Origin of the sequence: Sorangium sp. So ce1153 (assembly GCF_051521595.1) — a bacterium.
Lineage (GTDB): Bacteria > Myxococcota_A > Polyangia > Polyangiales > Polyangiaceae > Sorangium.
The window spans coordinates 345,222-362,687 of sequence record NZ_CP150361.1 but is presented as its reverse complement, the minus strand read 5'-3'; the positions used below and the strand labels follow the sequence as shown (position 1 = coordinate 362,687).

The following is a 17,466-nucleotide window of genomic DNA, read 5'->3' as shown; positions in this document are numbered from 1 at the left end:
TGGGGACGAAGGCCGAGCGTCAGGGTCCCGCGACACGACCAGCAGCGCTGGGGATCGCGGGCGCCGCTGGCTTCCCGAAGCGCGCCATCAGCTTCACGGTGAGCTCCCTGGGGAGGAACCGGGTGAGGAACGTGACGACGTTGTTCGCGGGGCCGTGGACGACCGAGGCGCGGCCGGCGGCGAAGGCCGCGAGCCCGAGGCGCACAACGTCTTCCGGCCGCGCCTTCCGGCTGGTCCCCGGGATCTCGCCCGAGCGCTGGAAGAACGGCGTATCCGTCGCGCCGGGGCACAGGGCGAGGACGCGCACGCCGCGCGGGCGGTACTCGGCCCAGAGCGCCTCGCTGAAGGAGAGGACGAACGCCTTCGAGGCCGCGTAGACGGCGAAGTACGGGATCGGCGGGAAGGCCGCTGTCGAGGCCACCTGGATGACGCCCCCCCGGCGCCGCTCGAGCACGGGCAGGAAGAGGTGCGTCAGCTCGACCAGCGCGCCCACGTTGAGGTCGATCTGCGCGCGCTGCGTCGCCAGGGAGATGTCGCCGAAGGCGCCGTAGACGCCGAAGCCGGCGTTGTTGACGAGGACGTCGACCTCGAGCCCCCGCGCGGCGACGGCGTCGAAGAGGCGCTGCGCGGCGCCCGGTGCGGCGAGATCTGCGGCGATGACATGCGCGTTGCCGAGCTCGGAGGCGAGCGCCGCGAGCTTCGCCTCGCCGCGAGCGACGAGGACCAGGGTGGCCCCACGCCGCGACAGCTCGCGGGCGAACGCCTCGCCGATGCCCATCGAGGCGCCCGTGACCAACACCGTCTTGCCCCTGAAATCGAAAACGTCCATGCCTGAAGGATGGCTTCCCGCGCGCTTGTCGACAACGGGCATCGGCGGTAAGCCAATTTCCAGGAATGCAAACCGCAGAGCTGGCCTGATTCGGCGGGGCTGCGTGCGCAGCGTGGATCGCCGTGCCTGAGCCGCGAGGCGGCGTGGCAGGCTCAGGCGCCCTCACCGAGCTCGGTGAAGCCGGCGGGCGACCTGCGGGTGCTCCGGCGCCTCCAGGGTCGTGCGCCGGGCGGCTCGGTCCGGATCGCTAACGGGCCTGCGTCGCCCCGGCAATGATCTCCTTGACCGCCAGCAGCATCTCGCTCGTCTCGGGGTGCTGCGTCCCCTCGGCGAAGTACGCCTGGAGCTTCTCCGATCCTGGCCGGATCCGGTCGCTCTCCTCGCGAACCACGACGCGGAAGACGGGCCGCTCGGCCGTGCCCGCGAGGTCGGCGCTCCCGTCGGTGGGCAGCGCGTCGCTCCGGTAGATCGCGATGCGCTCGTCCCGGAACAGCTCACGAAGGCGCGAGAGCTGCTCGGCGCTGAGCTGGCCGCGGAGCGGCGTCCGCCCGTCGTGCCCCTCGTACGTGCCGCTCAGCTCGATCCAGAGGACGGTCTCCTCGCCCCCGCCGCGGTTCGCCTCGAGCTGCGCCCAGGGCGCCGGCGGGATATCGGAGCCGGGGTGACCCGCGCACCCTGCGACCCACAGCGAGCCCCACGCGAGGCCGACGAGCGCCGCGCGCCTAGCACGTGGTGATCTTGCTGCCATTGCTCGTGATGTTGAAGCAGGGGTCGACGTCGAACATCGTGTTCAAGATCCGGTTCGCTTCGTCCCTCGCGAAGGCCTTCATCGTCGACGAGCTGTGCTGCGCGTCGGCCTCGTAGGCGTACCACCACAGCCAGAGGACCTGGTAGCCGTTCGCGCCTTTCCCGCTGGGCGACCCGACCCCCGAGCACCCGTCCGTGTACCTCTCGTCGCACGACTCGCTCTTCGCAGGGCACTTGTTGCTGCCATCGTTGCCGCTGTGGCCGCACCAGTCCGCGTGGCGCGCCTCGTGGAGCAGGGTCCCGGCGCGCTCCACGACGTTCTCGTTGTAGAAGAAGGGGATATACAGGTTCGTGTAGTTGTCGATGAACACTCCCCAGGTCGTGGACGCTCGCGCCGTCCCGTCCCCGCACCGCCCGTTCAGCTCATCGAACTCACGAATGGTGTAGTTGCCGCCCCAGCGCAGGATGTTACCGCTGAAATCGTTCGTCTGGAGCGCCTCGTTCGGCGACGCGTAGTTGACGAGCTGGATCGCCTGGAACGTGCGCGCCAGCGGCCTCCTCCGGTCGCACGCGGCTTCCCAGCCGAAGCCGTCGTCCCAGTCCCCCTTGTCGAAGTCGTACGCATCCCAGTAGAAGTCGATCCACGGCTGCGTGCACCAGAAGCTCTGCATCACCCCGGGGTCGGTCCCCCTGACGGTATCGCAGGTGTCCGCGCGGGCCTCCGAGGCGAGGCCGAGGAGCAAGCAAGACGCAAGAACGGCGCTGGTCGTGATCTTCATGGTCCATCTCCTCATCGCGTGGTGGCCGGCGTGTCGGTCCGAGGCGTCACCCTGAACTCCCGGGACCCGGGCTTCTCCGGCTGCGCCTCTCGGCCGGCGTTCGGGTTGTAATCTTTGGTGTCGGCGACGTCCTCCGCGAGCGCCCTCCGCGCGTCGATCAGCCGGATGCCCCCGACGTCGATCCCGAGCGCGTAGAGGCTCGCTGCCGCCGGGTTGCGCAGGAGGCCGCCGGCGGCGTGGATGGCGCGAAGCTCGGCCGCGGCGTGGAGCCGCTCGAGCCCGGCGATCGCGCGCAGGCAGACGCGGTACTCGTCCGCGAAGAGGTGCTCATCCTTGAGCGGGTCGGGGAGCGGGATCGTGGCGATCGCGTTCAGCGGGTCGATGGCCTCGCGGAAGCCGAGGAGGCCCAGGAGGTGAGCCGCCCGCCAGCGCATCTCGCCAGGCCTCGCCGATTCGGCGCGGTCCGGCGGAGCCGACACCGACCACTCCTTGTAGACGTCCACGACCACGGGGACGACCGCCGGGCCGATCGCCATGAGCTCCCGGAGCGCACGCTCGAATTCGTCTTCATTTCCGAACTCCCCCATGAGCGAGAGCTGCCTGTTCACCATCGCCAGGATGCACTCCCTGCTGCATTCGAGCGCTTGCGAATCGACCGCCGTGTCCTCAGGCGCTTCCTTCTCGGCGGGCGCGGCGCAGCCCGCGGACAGGGCAATGCAGACGAATAGGATTGATTTTCGGATCGAGACCGACGACATGCTTCACCTCGGGTTCGGTTCTTCGGTTCGTGCGAGGGCGATCGTCGCCCCCTCGACGGCACGCGCGACCGCGGCGCCTCCGCGCCGGCGGTCCTGCGCGCTGGTTTCGCGCGAGTGAGAAGTGATGCTGGGCAGGCGCTCTTCCCAACCCTCGACGTCGTCGACAACCGATCGACCGACCGCGCCTGCCCGCGTCGCCACAGCTAGCAACCCTCGGGCCGCGCCCTGCGAGCACGGCGGGTAAGCCGGGCCGGGCGGCGCTGGGGGCCGCGGTCAGGACGGCATGTCCTGCAAGGATAGGGGATCGCTCGCGGAGCGAGCGCCGCCATCGAGCATGCCCGGACGTCGGCTGGAATGAGAGGGCGCCGGTCAGGAGGTCGTGGCCTGGAGGTCGCAGCCTCCATGTGGAGGCTCGCCCCTCCAGGACACCGCGCGTGACGAGGCCTCCCAGGTCGTCCAGGAGATCGGGAGCAGGCCGCGATTGCGCCGCCGCGCTCCAGCAGAGCGAGCGGGAGATGTGGCTCGACCCGGGCCCCTCTGGATACCCGGGCGGCGCGGTCGAGAAGATCTCGTGCAAGGCGCTCGTCGCCAGAGGAGAGGACGATCACCTCACGTCAAGCGACGCTGTCCTCAGGCTGGCGAGACGCACCCCGGATTCGCGGTTGCTGACCATCCCGGACGCCGTACACGTCACGTTCCAGGACCAACCGGAGCTGTTCATGCGCAGCCTGCTCGAGTTCCTCGGGTGACGGCATCATGAAGAATTGCAATGTTGAGTGAGGTAGCGTGAAGGGCGCCGGACAACCAGGCAGAGCCATGTCCTCGAGGGGCCGCGCTGCCGTGGCTGCGGACATTTCCCCCGAAGCCGAAGCCGAGGACTCCCGCGCAGCGCACGGCGTTCGCCGCCACGCCAAAGCTCGCGCGCTGCTTCACCCTCCGCCGCTCTCATCCGTGGTTCTCACGCCGTCGCGCGAAGCCATCTGCGGATGTCCGCATACGGCACTCCGGCCAGAGCGCTTGCCCGAGCCGCACAATCGGTCTAGAGTATCTCCCATAGACCCGGGGGGCCGGAACAGGCCTCCATCACAATGTCCATGGCAATATCCATGGCAAAGGAGCGTCCATGCGTCGGCTTGGCCCTGCTACCCGTTTGCGGTTCTTCTTCGCTGCCCTGACTGCAGGCGCGGCGATGGCGGGAACCACTGCCCTGCTGGCCCCCTCGAGCGAGGCGGCGCCCGGGGCAAACTGCACCTACTTCAGCGACGACAGCCACACGACGGTCGTCGGCCAGTACGGCCGCGACTGCTGTAACAACCGGATCGCGTGGGGCACCAAGACGCCGTACCACGAGTGCGGCGCGTGCTTCACCTGCACCCCGCCTCCTCCCTGAGGGAAGCGCGCCGACGCGCGCGTGACGCGCGACTCGCTCGCGAGCGAGCACAGTGGCCGAGCTGCCTGGCGCGCGGTTCGCCAGGCGCGTACCCTGGAGCTCGCGCTGCTCCCCAACGGATTTCCCGGTCCAGGAGCTATCGGCCATGAGCCTCCAGCTTGCGAGTGTACGGCATGAACAAGAACCTTTCCTCTCGCTGGTTTCGCGGTACGACCTTGATCGCGCTCGGAATCGCGGCCCTCTCCGGCTGCTCTGACACGGTGGACGGGGCTGCCGCTGGCCAGGGCGGCACGTCGAGCGCGAGCGCCTCGACGGGAGCGGGTGGTCATGGCGGCAGCGCCGGTACCACCGGCTCCGGCGGAGCTGGCGCGGGCAGCACGGGCGCGGGTGGCGCTGGTGCGGGCAGCGACGGCGGCGGCGGCTCGGGCGGCAGCGGCCCGGGCGGCGGTGGCTCCGGGGGTTCCGGGACGAGCAGTTCCGGGGCTGGCGGCTCAGGCGGAGGGGCGGGCGGCTCGAGCAGCGCGGGCACCGGCAAGTTCGTCGGCAACATCACGACGAACGGCGCCGTGCGCGACGGCTTCAACCGGTACTGGGACCAGATCACGCCCGAGATCGAGGGCAGGTGGAGCTCCATCGAGACGTCCCGCGGCGTTCGAGACTGGAGCCGGCTCGACGCGATCTACGAGTACGCCCAGGAGAACGACATCCCCTTCACGCAGTACGCCTTCGTGTGGGGTACCCCGCAGCCGGCCTGGCTCGTGAACCTTCCCGCGGAGGAGCAGCGGCAGGCCCTGAGGGACTGGATGCAGGCGTTCTGCGCGCGGTATCCGGACACGAGGAACATCATCGTCGTGAACGAGCCGCCGCCCCACACAACGCCTACCTTCAAGCACGCGATCGGGGGCGACGGCGAGAGCGGCCATGACTGGATCGTGAACTCCTTCACGTGGGCGCGCGAGTTCTGCCCGGACGCGACGTTGATCCTCAACGACTACAGCAACATCGAGTACGAGGGCGAGCACAACCGCTTCGTCGAGCTGGTGAAGACGCTGCTGGACGCGGGCGCCCCGATCGACGCCCTCGGCGCGGAGGCCCACTACGCGTACAGGATCGATACGAGCGTCGTGAAGGGCTACATCGACAGGCTCGCCGAGACCGGCCTGCCCGTCTACATCACCGAGTACGACATCGCGCTCGCGGACGACGAAGAGCAGCGCAGGGTGATGGAGGAGCAGTTCACGATGTTCTACAACCATGACGCCGTCAAAGGCATCACCCTGTGGGGTTACGTCGTCGGCTCGACATGGCTGGAGAACACGGGCCTCCTGCACCCGGACGGCACCATGCGGCCGGCCATGGCCTGGCTGATGGACTTCCTCGGTCGCGGCGAGTGAGCCCTCTCGCGCGGGGAGCGTCTCCTCGCGCGTCAGCTGCCCGTGGCTTCGGTCGCACCCTCACATCGGCGAGCTGGCTAGCTAGTAATCGCGGACAAGGAGCCACCAGAACGCGGGAGGCGGGAAGGCCTTTGCGTAGTCATCGATCTCAGCAGGGCCTGCCCCGCCGGCGTAGCTCGCCTCGGCGATCGACGAGGCCTCGGAGGCCGTCAGGTCCGTCCAGCAGTCCATGCCGACCCGGCTGCGATAGGGCGCGCGGCCGAGGATGTGGCGGGCTCGGTCGAGTGCCCCACCCATGCCGAGCCAACGGCGGCACACCATCGTGCCGAGCCGCGGATCGAAGATGCACAGCGTGACGTCACTCGCCATGATGCGTCTCGGCGTAGAAGAGCGTCACCAGAGCGCCGTCGGACGCGAAAATTCCGGTGATCTCCTCCAGCAGGTCCCGCCTGAGCGCGTGGTCTTGCTCCTGCGCGAGGAGTCGCTCGGCCTCGTCACGGCGCACGCGCCCCCAGGCATGATTGCTGCGTATGTGTAGAATTCCTGCCAACACGGCTGTACACATGCATCGCCGGTGGCAGCGCGCACAACGCGCACGATCACGTCAGCGGATGGGATTTCCTCCATGGAGATCCTGTGATGTGCTCGCCTTCATCGCGTCCTGCGCTCATCGTCGCATCGCAAGCGCAAGGAGCCCATGCGCCAGGCCTCCTGCCCCGGGTCTGGTGAACCTCGGGATGTCCGCGTGGAAGGAGAGAGCATGAGAGTCGAGCCTGGCGGCGGTGCGTGCATGAGAAGGGTGACGGCCTTGCTGGCCCTCGGCGCGGGGCTGCTCGCAGGAGGGTGCGCCGAGGAGGCGGCGACCGGCGAGCCGGCGGCCGTGGGGAGCGCGCGCCTCGCCTCGTCGGCGCTCCGCGAGGACTGGACGGAGGAGCGCCGCGGTCACGGGAGCGGCGCCGCGCGCGGCAGGTGGCAATCACGCGGCGTGGGCGGCGGAGGAGCCCTCTTCTCGCCGTCGATCAATCCCCACCACGGCCGCGAGATCTTCATGGCCAGCGACATGCGGGGCGTCTACCGCACGAGGGATTTCGGCAGGAGCTGGACGAGCCTCGACTTCCGCGACATCCAGGGCGGCGTCCGCTCGCAGTTCCGGTTCACGGCCGATCCGGACGTCCTGTACGCCGTGAGCTACAGAGGTCCCGAGAACGTCACGTTCGACACGGCCACGCTGGCCAAGAGCACCGACGGGGGAGCCACGTGGGACGCGCCCGTCACCACCCCGGGGGCGCCAGGAGACGGCCACTACCTGTTCGTGGATCCCTGCGACACCGAGCGGCTGCTCTTCTCGGACACGAACCAGCTCTACGCATCACGCAACGGCGGCAGGAGCTTCCGCCTGGTCCACACGACGAGCTGGCCTGGCGGCCTCCTCGTCGGCGGCGTGCACTGGGACGGCGACGACATCTACGCCGGCACGAGCGACGGGGTGCTCGTCTCGCACGACGGCGGCGCTCGGTTCGCGCTCGACACATCGATCGCCGGCATCCCGCAGGGCGAGAAGATCGTCTCGTTCACGGGAGCCGGGCACGGCAGGCGGACCCGCCTCTTCGCTGTCACCTTCTCCGCCGCGGACAGCAACGGCACCCCCCTCGTCACGGCGAACACGACCGGCGGGGAGCTCGACGCCTACGCCGGCCTCTACCGGCTCAGGCCCCGCGACAGGCGCTGGGTCCCCGCGACGAACGGGCTCGGCCCGAGCGACAAGCTCGCGTTCGTCGCCACGTCCGCGGACGATCCCGACGTCGCGTACGTCGCCGGCGGCGACCGCGGGACGCTCGCGCCCGTCGTCCTGAAGACGGTCGACGGCGGGGCGAGCTGGAAGCACGTGTTCCTGACCGATCACAACGCCAACATCGCCACCGGCTGGAGCGGGTCCGGAGGCGACATGGGCTGGGATTTCGGCGAGTACGCGCTCGGCCTCTCGGTCTCGCCGACGGACCCTCGCCGGGTAGCCATCACCGATCTCGGGTTCGTCCACGTCAGCGACGACGGGGGCAGGAGCTTCCAGCAGGCGTACGTGAAGCCGGCGGACGAGAACCCGATCGGCACGGATACCCCGAAGTCCCGCTTCTACCGCACGATCGGCGTCGAGCAGACGTCGGGCTGGTGGCTGACCTTCCCCGATAAAGACACCATCTTCGCGTCGCTCACGGACATCCGGAGCGCCTACAGCGAGGATGGCGGCAAGTCCTGGGCTCGCGACGGCGCGAACGGGCTGACCCTGAACACCACCTACCACGCCGTCCAGCACCCGATCACGAGGGCGCTCTACGCGGGCACCGGCAGCGTCCACGACATCTACCAGAGCCCCTGGATGCGCGACGCCCGCATCGACGGCACGCCGAACCGCCCGGCCAGAGGGGGGATCATGATCTCCGAGGACGAGGGCGCCACGTGGTCGCTCGTCGCCGATCTGGGCCGCCCTGTCATCTGGGTGGCGCTCGATCCGAACGATCCGGATCAGCTCTATGCGAGCACGGTGAACAGCACGACGGGCGGCATCGTCCACCTCGATCTGAGCGCGCCCGGCGCGGCGCCCGAGCCGCTCCCCGCCCCGCCGCGGACGCAGGGCCACGCGTTCAACGTCCACGTGCTGAAGGACGGGAGCATCGTCGCGACCTACTCCGGCCACCAGCCGGGCAACACCCGGACGTTCACCGATCGAGCGGGCGTGTTCCTCCTGCCGCCCGGCGCGTCGGCGTGGGAGGACCGCTCCTCGCCGGAGATGCACTACTGGACGAAGGACGTCGTTATCGATCGCAACGACGGCACCGAGAGCACGTGGTACGTGACGGTGTTCAGCCACGACGATCGCTTCTTCGGCGGGCTTTACCGCACCCGGGACCGCGGCCTGACCTGGCAGCGCATCAGCCACAAGGTCCGCGTCGAGTCGTGCGCGATCGACCCGCGCGACCCGGACCGCATGTACATGACGACCGAGCGGGACGGGCTCTGGATCACCAGGAACCTCAACGACGACGCGCCGACGTTCTTCCGCGACGACGGTTACCCGTTCCAGCAGCCGGTGCGGGTGTTCTGGAACCCGTACGACCTCGACGAGGTGTGGACGGTCAGCTTCGGCGGGGGCATGCGCGTCAAGCGCGAGCGCTGATCGCGCGCCCGCCGTGCAGCGCCGGCTCGATCGGGAGCCGGGCGCGCCGCGCCGCCGCGCCGCCTCGACCCTGGCCGGTCACCGCGCGCCCGGGTCGGGCGGCTTTCCGTCTCGACGCGTTCTCCGTAGGATGGACGCGCTGCGAGGCACACCCCCATGGCGCCGATCATCCCCGACAAGAAGAAGATCAAGAGCTTCCCTACCGAGGCCGCTTTCGAGAAGTGGCTGACCGCGAACCACGCGGCGGAGACGGAGCTGTGGCTGAGGATCTACAAGAAGGACTCCGGCGTGCCGACGGTGACCTACGCGCAAGCGCTCGACGTGGCGCTCTGCTGGGGATGGATCGACGGGATCAAAAAATCTCTCGATGAAGCCTCGTTCTTGCAGCGGTTCACGCCGCGCAGGGCGAAGAGCGTCTGGAGTCAGGTCAACCGCGACCACATCGCCCGCCTGACCGCCGCGGGGCGGATGACGCCCCACGGACAGCGGCACGTGGACGCGGCAAGGGCCGATGGCCGCTGGGACGCGGCGTACGCGCCGATCGGCAGCGCAACCGTGGCCACCATCCCCGACGACCTCCGCGCCGCGATCGAGGCGGACCCACGCGCGCGTGAGACGTTCAAGACGCTGGGTCGCCAGAACCTGTTCGCGCTGGCGTTCCGCACGAACAACATGAAGACGCCCGCCGGCCGCACGAAGAAGGTCGCTGACCTCGTGGCGATGCTGGCGCGCGGTGAGACCATCGTGCCGGAGCGGCCCAGGCAGCCGAAGGCGACCCGGCCCGCTGCGAAGTGAGTCGCGCTCACCCGAGCAGGCCGCGCGCGGCGCGGTGAGCTGTGCCTCGAGGCTCAGCGGCTGGCCGGAGCGCGGGCCTACGCCTGCGTGGGCCCTGCGGTATACTGGACCGTCGGATCGTCGCCGAGCAGGGGCCGCGCCGCCTCCAGCCCCGCCACTCGGTAAACCGTCGTCGACTCCGCCCTGGGCCAGATGCTCCGCGCGCCGGCGTCCTCGAACGTGAAGCCCTTCCGGGCGGCCCGGCATACCGCGTCATCGACGAGGATCTCTCCGGGAAGCGCCGCACGCGCGAGGTGCGACGCGGCGTTCACGGCCTCGCCAAGCACCGTGTAGCCGAGCCGCGCGCACGCGTGCGAGCCGACCTCCGTCGCGAGGACGCTCCCCGTCGAGACTCCCGTGCACACGCCGTGAGCGTAAGGCGAGTCCTTGCCCGTGCGCCGAGCCATCGTTTCCATCTGCTCGCGCACGGCCACACATGCCCTGAGCGCCCGCTCGAGGTGCTCCGGCCCGTGGAACACGGCCATCGCGGCGTCGCCGACGAACTTGTCCACGACGCCGCCCTGCGCCAGGAGCTCCGGGACGATCACCTCGAAATTGGCGTTGAGCAGCCGCGTAGCCTCGGCGGACGGCCTCTCCTTCACGATCTGGGTGAACCGGAAGACATCGATGAATACAACGGTCGCGTCCAGCGCCTCGCTCGCGGCCGCGCCAGCGGGCCCGAGCGCCCGGAGCCGCTCGACCAGGGCCGCGTTCGTGAACTTGCGCAGGACGTCGTTTTCCTGGTTCGCCTGGGCCTTCTGCCGCTGCTGCTCCACGGAGCGGAGGGTCTTCTCGAGGGTGGTCTCCAGGTCATCGAAGTCGATCGGCTTGCAGAGAAAATCGAACGCGCCCCGGTTCATGGCGCGACGGATACTCGTCATATCTCCGTACGCGGACACGATGATCGTCTTCGCGAGCGGGTTCACCTCGGGGATGTGCTCGAGCAGGGTGAGCCCGTCCATGACCGGCATGTTGAGGTCCGTGACGACGACGTCGATGTCCGGGTGCCGCCGGAGCTCGTCGAGCGCGACCTGGCCGTTCTCGGCAAAGACGAGCTCGTAGGCGGCGCCGCTCTGGCTTCGCCGGAAATGCAGGTCCAGGAGGAGCTGGATGTCGGGCTCGTCATCGACGACGAGGATCTTGGCGGGCTTGCTGCCCGGGCCGCATGCCGTGGCGAACGCCGCGCAGAGCTCGCGAGACGACTGGAACCTCCGCGTCCGGTCCTTCGCCAGGGCGCGCTCAAAGAACCGGTCGAAGCCGGGGAGCAGGGCGGCGTCGAGAGACGACGGGGGTGGGAACGGGTCCGTGCAGATACTGATGAAGAGCCCTGGCAGTCTCTCGTGAACAAAAGGGCACCGACCGGTGAGCGCGCGGTAAATGATGACGCCGAGCGACCAGAGGTCGGTCAGCGGGTGGGGGACCGCGCCGCGGATCTGCTCCGGGCTCATGTACGCCGGGGTACCGAGGCGCGCGCGCGGCCAGTCGTGCTCCTCGAACAGGCGCCATCCCACGCCGAAATCGAGGATCTTCGCCGTCTCGCCGGACGCGCCCCGGGCGAGGAAGATGTTCTCCGGCTTGAGATCGCAGTGGACAATCCCTGCCAGGCTCGCGGCCTCGAGGCCCGCGCTGATCTGCCCGAGCAAGGACAGCACGGCCGCCGCCGGAAGCCGACGCACGCGCTCAAGCCTGCTCTCGAGATCCTCCCCCTCGAGCAATTCCATGACGATGTACGGCGATCCCTCGTCGATACCGTAATCGTAGACCTGGACGATGTGCTCGTTCCGGAGCCGGGCGACCGTCATCGCCTCCTGCTCGAAGCCACGTCGCGCCTCGAGGGAGACGACGTTCTCGGGCATCATCAGCTTGATCGCCACCGGTCGGCGAAGCAGCTGATCGAAGGCCTCCCAGATGACCCCCATGCCACCGCGGCCGATTTCGCGCCGCAGCGCGTATCTCCCGCCGATCGTTCGCTCCGTCACACGAGCATTGCCTAGGCCCGCGTTCATGGAGCGTCAACTGGCATAACGCCGGCCTCGGCCGGGCAATAGGCGACCCAGAGCAGCTCGATGTAACCCGATGTAAGCATCACGCGGTGTGCCCACGCAGGAAAAACCCTGTGTCGATGGCCTGTCACCGAGCTCGCGAGACCTATCCACGTGTCCTCGTGTTCCAGCGTGATTGAATCGGCGCTAGCGAGGCTGGCGAGCCGCTTCGCCATGCGCGCTGGCGCGCGGGAGCAAGACGCAGAATGTGGTGGAACGGCCTTCCTCGCTCTCCACCGTCATCTGTCCACGGTGTCCCTGCACGACGATGTCGTGCGAGAGCGACAGGCCGAGTCCGGTCCCCTGTCCGGCGGGCTTCGTCGTGAAGAACGGCTCGAAGAGCTTGTCGCGTATGCGGGGCGGTATTCCCGGCCCGTTGTCCTCCACGCAGATCTCCACGAGGTTGCCCCGGGAGCGCGTGCGTACGGTCACGACGGGCGAATAGGAGCGCCCCTGGGCCGCTCCCTTCTCGCGGACCGCGTACAGGGCGTTGCTCAACAGGTTCAATATGACCTGTCCTATCTCCGGCGCGATCAGCTCGACCGGCCCGGTCGACGGGTCGTAATCGCGGAGCAGCTGGACCTCGGGCTCGTCGACCTTGTCGCGGAAGCTGGGGAGCGCGAGCTTGACATGCTCTTCGATCAGCGTATTGAGCTCGACCAGCTGCCGCTCGCCGGTGCGGACACGGGAGAGCTGGAGCATCGAACGCACGATGCCGTCGGCGCGCCTGCCGTGCTCGTGGATCTTCTGCGTGCTCGTGCGCAGGTCGCTCAGGGTATCGCACACCGCGGCGACGCGGAGATCGGGATCGGCGGCGCCGTCGATCAGCTCGTCGCACAGATCATTGGCGATCAGGCTGAAGTTGTTGATGAAGTTGAGGGGGTTCCTGATCTCGTGCGCGATCCCGGCGGTGAGCTTCCCGAGCGCGGCGAGCTTCTCCTGATGAACGAGCTGCGCCTGCGCGGCGCGCAGGTGCTTCAGCGTAACTTCCAGGTCGAGGTTCTTCTGCCGCAGCTCCTCCGTCCGCCGCGCGACCTTCTGCTCCAGGTTGGCGTAGAGGCGGGCGTTCTCGATCGAGATGGCGATCTGCGACGAGAGCAGCCGCAGCACCTCGATCCGCTTCGGCGTGAAGGCGCCGGTCGTCAGGTTGTTCTCGATGTACAGCAGGCCGAGCGGGCCGTGCTGGCCCAGCGGGGTGCAGAGGATCGACTTCGACCGCTGCCGGAGCACGTAGGGATCGTGGGTGAACAGGCCCTCCTCCGACGCGTTGTCGAGGACGACGTCCCGCCTGGTGCGGTACACGTAGTGGACCACCGCTTGCGCGATGTCCGGACAGCTCTCGACCGGCATGGACTGGAGCACGACGACGTGAGCATGGTCCGTCGCGCCCGCGGCCTCGATGAAGAGCCGCTCGCCGTCGGCCAGGATGAGGTATCCGCGCTGTGCGCCGGCATTTTCGATCACGATCTGCATGACCTGCCGGAGCAGATCGCTCAGCACGAGCGCGCTGGACAGGACCTGGGAGGCCTTGACGACCGAGGTGAGATCCAGGCGCACAGAATGCGGGATCTCGAGCCAATCGGGGGGTGGCTTCAGCCCGCCTCCGGCGGCTTGCCGGGTCAGCAGGTCGCCGTATCGTTCTTCCAGGAGCGCGACCTTCTTCATCGCTCCCCAGGAGAGATAGAGATAGCGAGCCTCCTGCACGTAGCCCTGGGCGACGCGGAGCTGCCCGCGGGCGCGGTAAAACCGGGCCGCGCACTCGTTGGCCAGCGCGGCGTACTGCACGAATCCGTGCTCCTGCGCCTGCGCGATGGCCTGGTCGTAGAGCAGCACGGCGCGCGCCTCGTCGCCCTCGAGGCGAGCCGCCTCCGCCTCGAGCAGCGCGTGCTTGAATGACGACGTCTGGGGGCTGTTCGCGGCCCACCGCTGGAGCGTGCTCCGGCTCCGCCTCAGGACCTCGCCGTAACCCTTCTTCTTGCTCTCAGGGGCGGTGGGATGGACCGCCACCACCGCCAGACCATGAAAGAACGCGTGGTATGCGGTGACATACATGCTCGGCTCGAGCCAGTGCGGGTATTCCTTCTGGATCTTCTCGGCGATCTCGATCGCCAGCTGGGGACGATCGAGCAGGTAGGCGGACTGCAAATGGAGCACGTGGAAGGTGTCCGGCCCCGGGATCTCGTGCGCCTGGTCCCACAGGAAATCCGCGTCGCTCACGGCGGCCGGCGCGGCATCTCGGAGGAGGGACGCCCAGCGCTGCACTGCCTTGCCGACCCGGATCACCGGCGGGGCGCCGATGCGCGACGCGAAGTCGAGGTAGCGCCGCGTCTCCGCCTCCATCTCGGGCAGGGGCGTCCCGAGCAGGGCCACGAGGGGGAGCCGCGAGCTCGCGCAGAAGCCCGCCTGGATCAGATCCCCCGACTCCAGGCTGTACTTGAGCCCCTGCTCGAAGTACTCGACGCCCGCCCGCGGGTGCGTCGTGAAATGGATCAGGAAGCAGGCGATGATGAACAGCGTCTTGCTCGTCACCGGAGGGTCGTCGAAGCGGCGGGTGAGCTCCAGGGCGAGCTCCCCGAACGCGGCGCCGGCGCGCGGCCTTCGGAACATCGAGCTCTGGAGCACGCCATAGAACGCGTAGCCGAAGGACGAGGTCGAGGTGTTACCGTGGAGCAGCGAGAGGTGGACGATCTTGAGCATCAAGAGGGCCACGAGCTTCTCGCGCTTCCGCAGGTAGGTGGGAAACCAGAGGTTCATGAGCAGACGCATCCCCGCCCGGATCTCGGCGGTCATGCGATCCGGCAGCGCCGCGAGGCTCTCGACGCTCTTGCCGACGAGGCCCCATTGCACCCTCACGAGCTCCAGCCCTACCTGGGCCGCGCTCGGCTCGGCCGGGAGCGCGAGGCCGAGCAGCCGGAGCGCGGTGAGCCCGGCGTCGATGGCCTTGTCGAGCTGCCCGAGGTGCAGCAGGAGCGTCATGTGCGTCGTGTGCAGGGTGACCCGATCCATGCGAGTCCGGGCGCGCTGCTGGAGCGTGACGAAGCGCTCTCCCGCCTCCGCGAGGCGCGCCGTCAGGTACTCGCACTCGCCGAGCTGGAGCTCCAGCGCGAACATCTGATCATAGTCGGTATCCCAGGCGCCCTCGCCGAGCAGCGCCGTCCCCGCGGCCAGAAACCGCAGCGCCGCTTCGTACGCGCTCGACGCCTTGGCCTTGCGTCCGGCCAGCAGATTCAGCGCCGCGAGCTCGCGCCGCTCCTCGGCGTCCACCACGCGCGCTGAGCCCGCGTTCAGGTGGCTGACGATGTCGAAGAGGTTCTCCTCCCTGCGCTCGGCGTCGTAGCGCCGCAGCAGGAGCCGCCCGACGCGGGCGTGGATCTCCTCGCGCTTGCTCGAGTCGAGGAGGGAATAGGCGGCCTGCTGCACCCGGTCGTGGACGAAGGCGTAGGGCACCGGCACGTCCTTCAGCGCGGCGGGGTCTTCGGGCGCGGCATCCTGGAGCAGCAGGTAGGCGTTGCCTTCCGGCGTGATGAGGCCCTCGCCGACCGCCTCCCAGAGCAGGGAGGCCGCCTCGCCGGGCGTCTTTTCACCCGCCAGGGCCACCAGGTTGAGGTCGAAGCGATCGCCGAGGCACGCCGCCAGCTTCAACATCTCCTGGGTCTCAGCGGGGAGTCTGTGGATCTTGCCGACCATGAGGTGGACGACGTTGTCCGCGATGCGCGCTGCGCGGATGTCCTCCAGCCGCCACGTCCACGGGCCCTCCTCGGGCCGCTCTGCCGAGGCGTCGGGGTCGAACACCAGAAGCCCGCCGCTGTGGAGTTCCTGCAGCAGCTCGCGCACGAAGAACGGATTGCCCTCGGTCTTGCCGAAGAGGAGCGTCGCGAGCGGGGCGACGCGCGCCTCCGGGCACGCGAGCGTGTCGGCGAGGAGCTGGGTCAGCTCGGCCGGCGAGAGCGGGCGGAGCGACAGGCGCGTCAACGGCTTTGCAGCCTTCTGGAGCTTGTCCAGGAGCAGCGACAGGGGATGATCCGCCGCGACGTCGTTGTCCCGGTAAGCGCCGATCAGCAGGATATGCCGGGTATCACGCTCCAGCATGAGACCCTGGAGCAAGTTCAGCGACGCCGAGTCGGCCCATTGGAGGTCGTCCAGGAAAACGGCGAGCGGGTGCTCCTGCTGCGCGAAGACCTCGATGAACTGGTGGAAGGCGAGCCTCAGCCGGTTCTGCGACTCCGCGGGCCCGAGCGCGGGCACCGGCGGTTGAGGGCCCATGACGAGCCCCACGTCGGGGATCAGGTCGATGATGACCTGGGCGACACCGCCGAGCGCCTCACGGAGCCGCCCCCGCCACCGGGCGACCCGCGCCTCGTCCTCGGTCAAGATCTGGCGGGCAAGGCTCTGGAACGCCTGGACGAGCGAGGAGTAGGGCAACTCGCGCTCGAGCTGATCGAACTTTCCGGAGATGAAATAGCCGCGCCGCTGCACGACGGGTTTCTGGATCTCGTGGACCAGCGTGGACTTGCCGATCCCGGCGTACCCCTCGACGAGGATCATCTCCGAGCGGCCCTCGCTGGCGCGCTGGAAGGCGGCGAGGAGAGCTTCCCGCTCCGCCTCGCGCCCGTAGAGCTTCTGGGGGGGCTGGAGCGTCGACGCCGCGTCGTCGCGCCCGAGCTCGAACGGCGCGATCCGGCGCTCGCTCCTCCACTGCTCGAGGCAGCGCTCGAGGTCGCGGCGCAGCCCGCGCCCGCTCTGGTAGCGCTCCTCCGCGGTCTTGGCGAGGAGCTTCATCACGAGCCGAGACAGGCCCGCCGGCGCGGCGCTCACCGCGTGTGGCGGGTCGGCCTTCTTCGCGATGTGGCAATGGACGACCTCGATCGGATCGGTCGAGGCGAAGGGGAGCCTGCCGACGAGCCGCTCGTAGAGGCAGACGCCCAGCGAATAGAAATCGGTGCGGTAGTCGATCACGCGGTTCATCCGCCCCGTCTGCTCCGGCGACACATAGGGGAGCAGCCCCTCGATGGCGGCGGGGCCGAGCGCGTAGTGACTCTCGCGCGAGAGCTGCGAGGCGATCCCGAAGTTGGTCACCTTCGCGGCGCCGGTCGGCGGATCGAAGTAGATGCTGCCCGGGTGGATGTCCTTGTGGACGATCCTCCGCTCGTGGAGCTCGCCGAGCGTGCCTGCCAGCTGGATTGCCAGGGAGAGGAGCGCGTCGATGTCGATGGCGTCAGGGGCGAACGCGGAGAGCGGCAGGCCGCCGAAATCCTCCTGCACGAGCACCAGGCGGCCCTGGTGATTCTCGATCGCGTACGGGGCGAGGACGCCCGGGAGGGAGAGGCCGCTGCACAGGCGATGCTCGTGCCGGAGCCGGGCGGTGTCCTCCATCGAGGGATACTCCGCCGCCGCCATCTTGAGGAGGACAGGGGCCCCGTCGCTCCTCCGGACGGCCCGGTACGTGACGAGCCGGGTTCCTTCGTGGAGGACGCTCTTCGTCTGATACCCAGGAATATCGCGCATGGTGCCTTGGTCGCTG

Annotated in this window: 13 protein-coding genes; 5 read left to right on the top strand and 8 right to left on the bottom strand. The window is 69.0% G+C overall.

The genetic code is table 11. From position 1 onward, the window contains the following. Window positions 1–19: 19 nt before the first annotated feature. From WME85_RS01270 to WME85_RS01255, 4 genes are all read right to left on the bottom strand, one after another. Complete coding sequence (locus WME85_RS01270; protein ID WP_437834470.1) at window positions 20–829, bottom strand: SDR family NAD(P)-dependent oxidoreductase; 810 nt, start codon at window positions 827–829, stop codon at window positions 20–22. A 247-nt stretch (window positions 830–1,076) separates the two neighbouring features. Further along, the gene (locus tag WME85_RS01265; protein WP_437834467.1) at window positions 1,077–1,577 is read right to left on the bottom strand and encodes a hypothetical protein; all 501 of its coding nucleotides are present in this window, start codon (window positions 1,575–1,577) and stop codon (window positions 1,077–1,079) included. Beyond that, window positions 1,552–2,355 (bottom strand): hypothetical protein, encoded by an 804-nt coding sequence (locus tag WME85_RS01260; RefSeq protein WP_437834464.1) that lies wholly within the window; start codon window positions 2,353–2,355, stop codon window positions 1,552–1,554. The genes WME85_RS01265 and WME85_RS01260 overlap by 26 nt, the downstream gene beginning before the upstream one ends. Window positions 2,356–2,366: 11 nt before the next feature. Further along, window positions 2,367–3,113, bottom strand: coding sequence for a hypothetical protein (locus WME85_RS01255; RefSeq protein ID WP_437834461.1), 747 nt, complete (start codon window positions 3,111–3,113; stop codon window positions 2,367–2,369). A 434-nt stretch (window positions 3,114–3,547) separates the two neighbouring features. On the opposite strand from WME85_RS01255, the gene WME85_RS01250 reads away from it, so the two are divergent. The 3 genes from WME85_RS01250 to WME85_RS01240 all read left to right on the top strand — a co-directional run bounded on the left by WME85_RS01250 (window position 3,548) and on the right by WME85_RS01240 (window position 5,897). Continuing rightward, the gene (locus WME85_RS01250; protein ID WP_437834458.1) at window positions 3,548–3,862 is read left to right on the top strand and encodes an alpha/beta fold hydrolase; all 315 of its coding nucleotides are present in this window, start codon (window positions 3,548–3,550) and stop codon (window positions 3,860–3,862) included. Between the two features lie 440 nt (window positions 3,863–4,302). Then, entirely contained in the window at window positions 4,303–4,503 is a 201-nt protein-coding gene (locus tag WME85_RS01245; RefSeq protein WP_437834455.1) for a DUF6289 family protein, read from the top strand. 173 nt (window positions 4,504–4,676) lie between these two features. Beyond that, a complete protein-coding gene (locus WME85_RS01240) occupies window positions 4,677–5,897 on the top strand; it encodes an endo-1,4-beta-xylanase (protein WP_437834452.1) in 1,221 nt (406 codons plus the stop codon). 81 nt (window positions 5,898–5,978) lie between these two features. Here the strand turns inward: WME85_RS01240 and WME85_RS01235 are convergent, their stop codons facing one another. Then, on the bottom strand, window positions 5,979–6,266 hold the full coding sequence (locus WME85_RS01235; RefSeq protein WP_437834449.1) for a hypothetical protein: 288 nt from the start codon (window positions 6,264–6,266) through the stop codon (window positions 5,979–5,981). Beyond that, a complete protein-coding gene (locus WME85_RS01230; RefSeq protein ID WP_437834447.1) occupies window positions 6,256–6,450 on the bottom strand; it encodes a hypothetical protein in 195 nt (64 codons plus the stop codon). The genes WME85_RS01235 and WME85_RS01230 overlap by 11 nt, the downstream gene beginning before the upstream one ends. Before the next feature lie 207 nt (window positions 6,451–6,657). Between WME85_RS01230 and WME85_RS01225 the strand changes: the two genes are divergently transcribed. Together WME85_RS01225 and WME85_RS01220 are read left to right on the top strand one after the other, a co-directional pair. Beyond that, window positions 6,658–9,069: a hypothetical protein gene (locus WME85_RS01225; protein WP_437834444.1), complete on the top strand. Its 2,412-nt coding sequence runs from the start codon at window positions 6,658–6,660 to the stop codon at window positions 9,067–9,069. A gap of 156 nt (window positions 9,070–9,225) precedes the next feature. Beyond that, window positions 9,226–9,864: a YdeI/OmpD-associated family protein gene (locus tag WME85_RS01220; protein WP_437834441.1), complete on the top strand. Its 639-nt coding sequence runs from the start codon at window positions 9,226–9,228 to the stop codon at window positions 9,862–9,864. Between the two features lie 77 nt (window positions 9,865–9,941). Here the strand turns inward: WME85_RS01220 and WME85_RS01215 are convergent, their stop codons facing one another. Both WME85_RS01215 and WME85_RS01210 read right to left on the bottom strand, forming a co-directional pair. Further along, on the bottom strand, window positions 9,942–11,882 hold the full coding sequence (locus WME85_RS01215) for a protein kinase domain-containing protein (protein WP_437834438.1): 1,941 nt from the start codon (window positions 11,880–11,882) through the stop codon (window positions 9,942–9,944). 210 nt (window positions 11,883–12,092) lie between these two features. Continuing rightward, window positions 12,093–17,450, bottom strand: coding sequence for a trifunctional serine/threonine-protein kinase/ATP-binding protein/sensor histidine kinase (locus WME85_RS01210; RefSeq protein WP_437834435.1), 5,358 nt, complete (start codon window positions 17,448–17,450; stop codon window positions 12,093–12,095). Window positions 17,451–17,466: the final 16 nt, after the last annotated feature.

Bases quoted from the DNA above. Each gene is read 5' to 3' on its own strand.
- WME85_RS01270 (WP_437834470.1), bottom strand. From the start codon at position 829: ATGGACGTTTTCGATTTCAGGGGCAAGACGGTGTTGGTCACGGGCGCC.
- WME85_RS01265 (WP_437834467.1), bottom strand. From the start codon at position 1,577: ATGGCAGCAAGATCACCACGTGCTAGGCGCGCGGCGCTCGTCGGCCTC.
- WME85_RS01260 (WP_437834464.1), bottom strand. From the start codon at position 2,355: ATGAAGATCACGACCAGCGCCGTTCTTGCGTCTTGCTTGCTCCTCGGC.
- WME85_RS01255 (WP_437834461.1), bottom strand. From the start codon at position 3,113: ATGTCGTCGGTCTCGATCCGAAAATCAATCCTATTCGTCTGCATTGCC.
- WME85_RS01245 (WP_437834455.1), top strand. From the start codon at position 4,303: ATGGCGGGAACCACTGCCCTGCTGGCCCCCTCGAGCGAGGCGGCGCCC.
- WME85_RS01240 (WP_437834452.1), top strand. From the start codon at position 4,677: ATGAACAAGAACCTTTCCTCTCGCTGGTTTCGCGGTACGACCTTGATC.
- WME85_RS01235 (WP_437834449.1), bottom strand. From the start codon at position 6,266: ATGGCGAGTGACGTCACGCTGTGCATCTTCGATCCGCGGCTCGGCACG.
- WME85_RS01225 (WP_437834444.1), top strand. From the start codon at position 6,658: ATGAGAGTCGAGCCTGGCGGCGGTGCGTGCATGAGAAGGGTGACGGCC.
- WME85_RS01220 (WP_437834441.1), top strand. From the start codon at position 9,226: ATGGCGCCGATCATCCCCGACAAGAAGAAGATCAAGAGCTTCCCTACC.
- WME85_RS01210 (WP_437834435.1), bottom strand. From the start codon at position 17,450: ATGCGCGATATTCCTGGGTATCAGACGAAGAGCGTCCTCCACGAAGGA.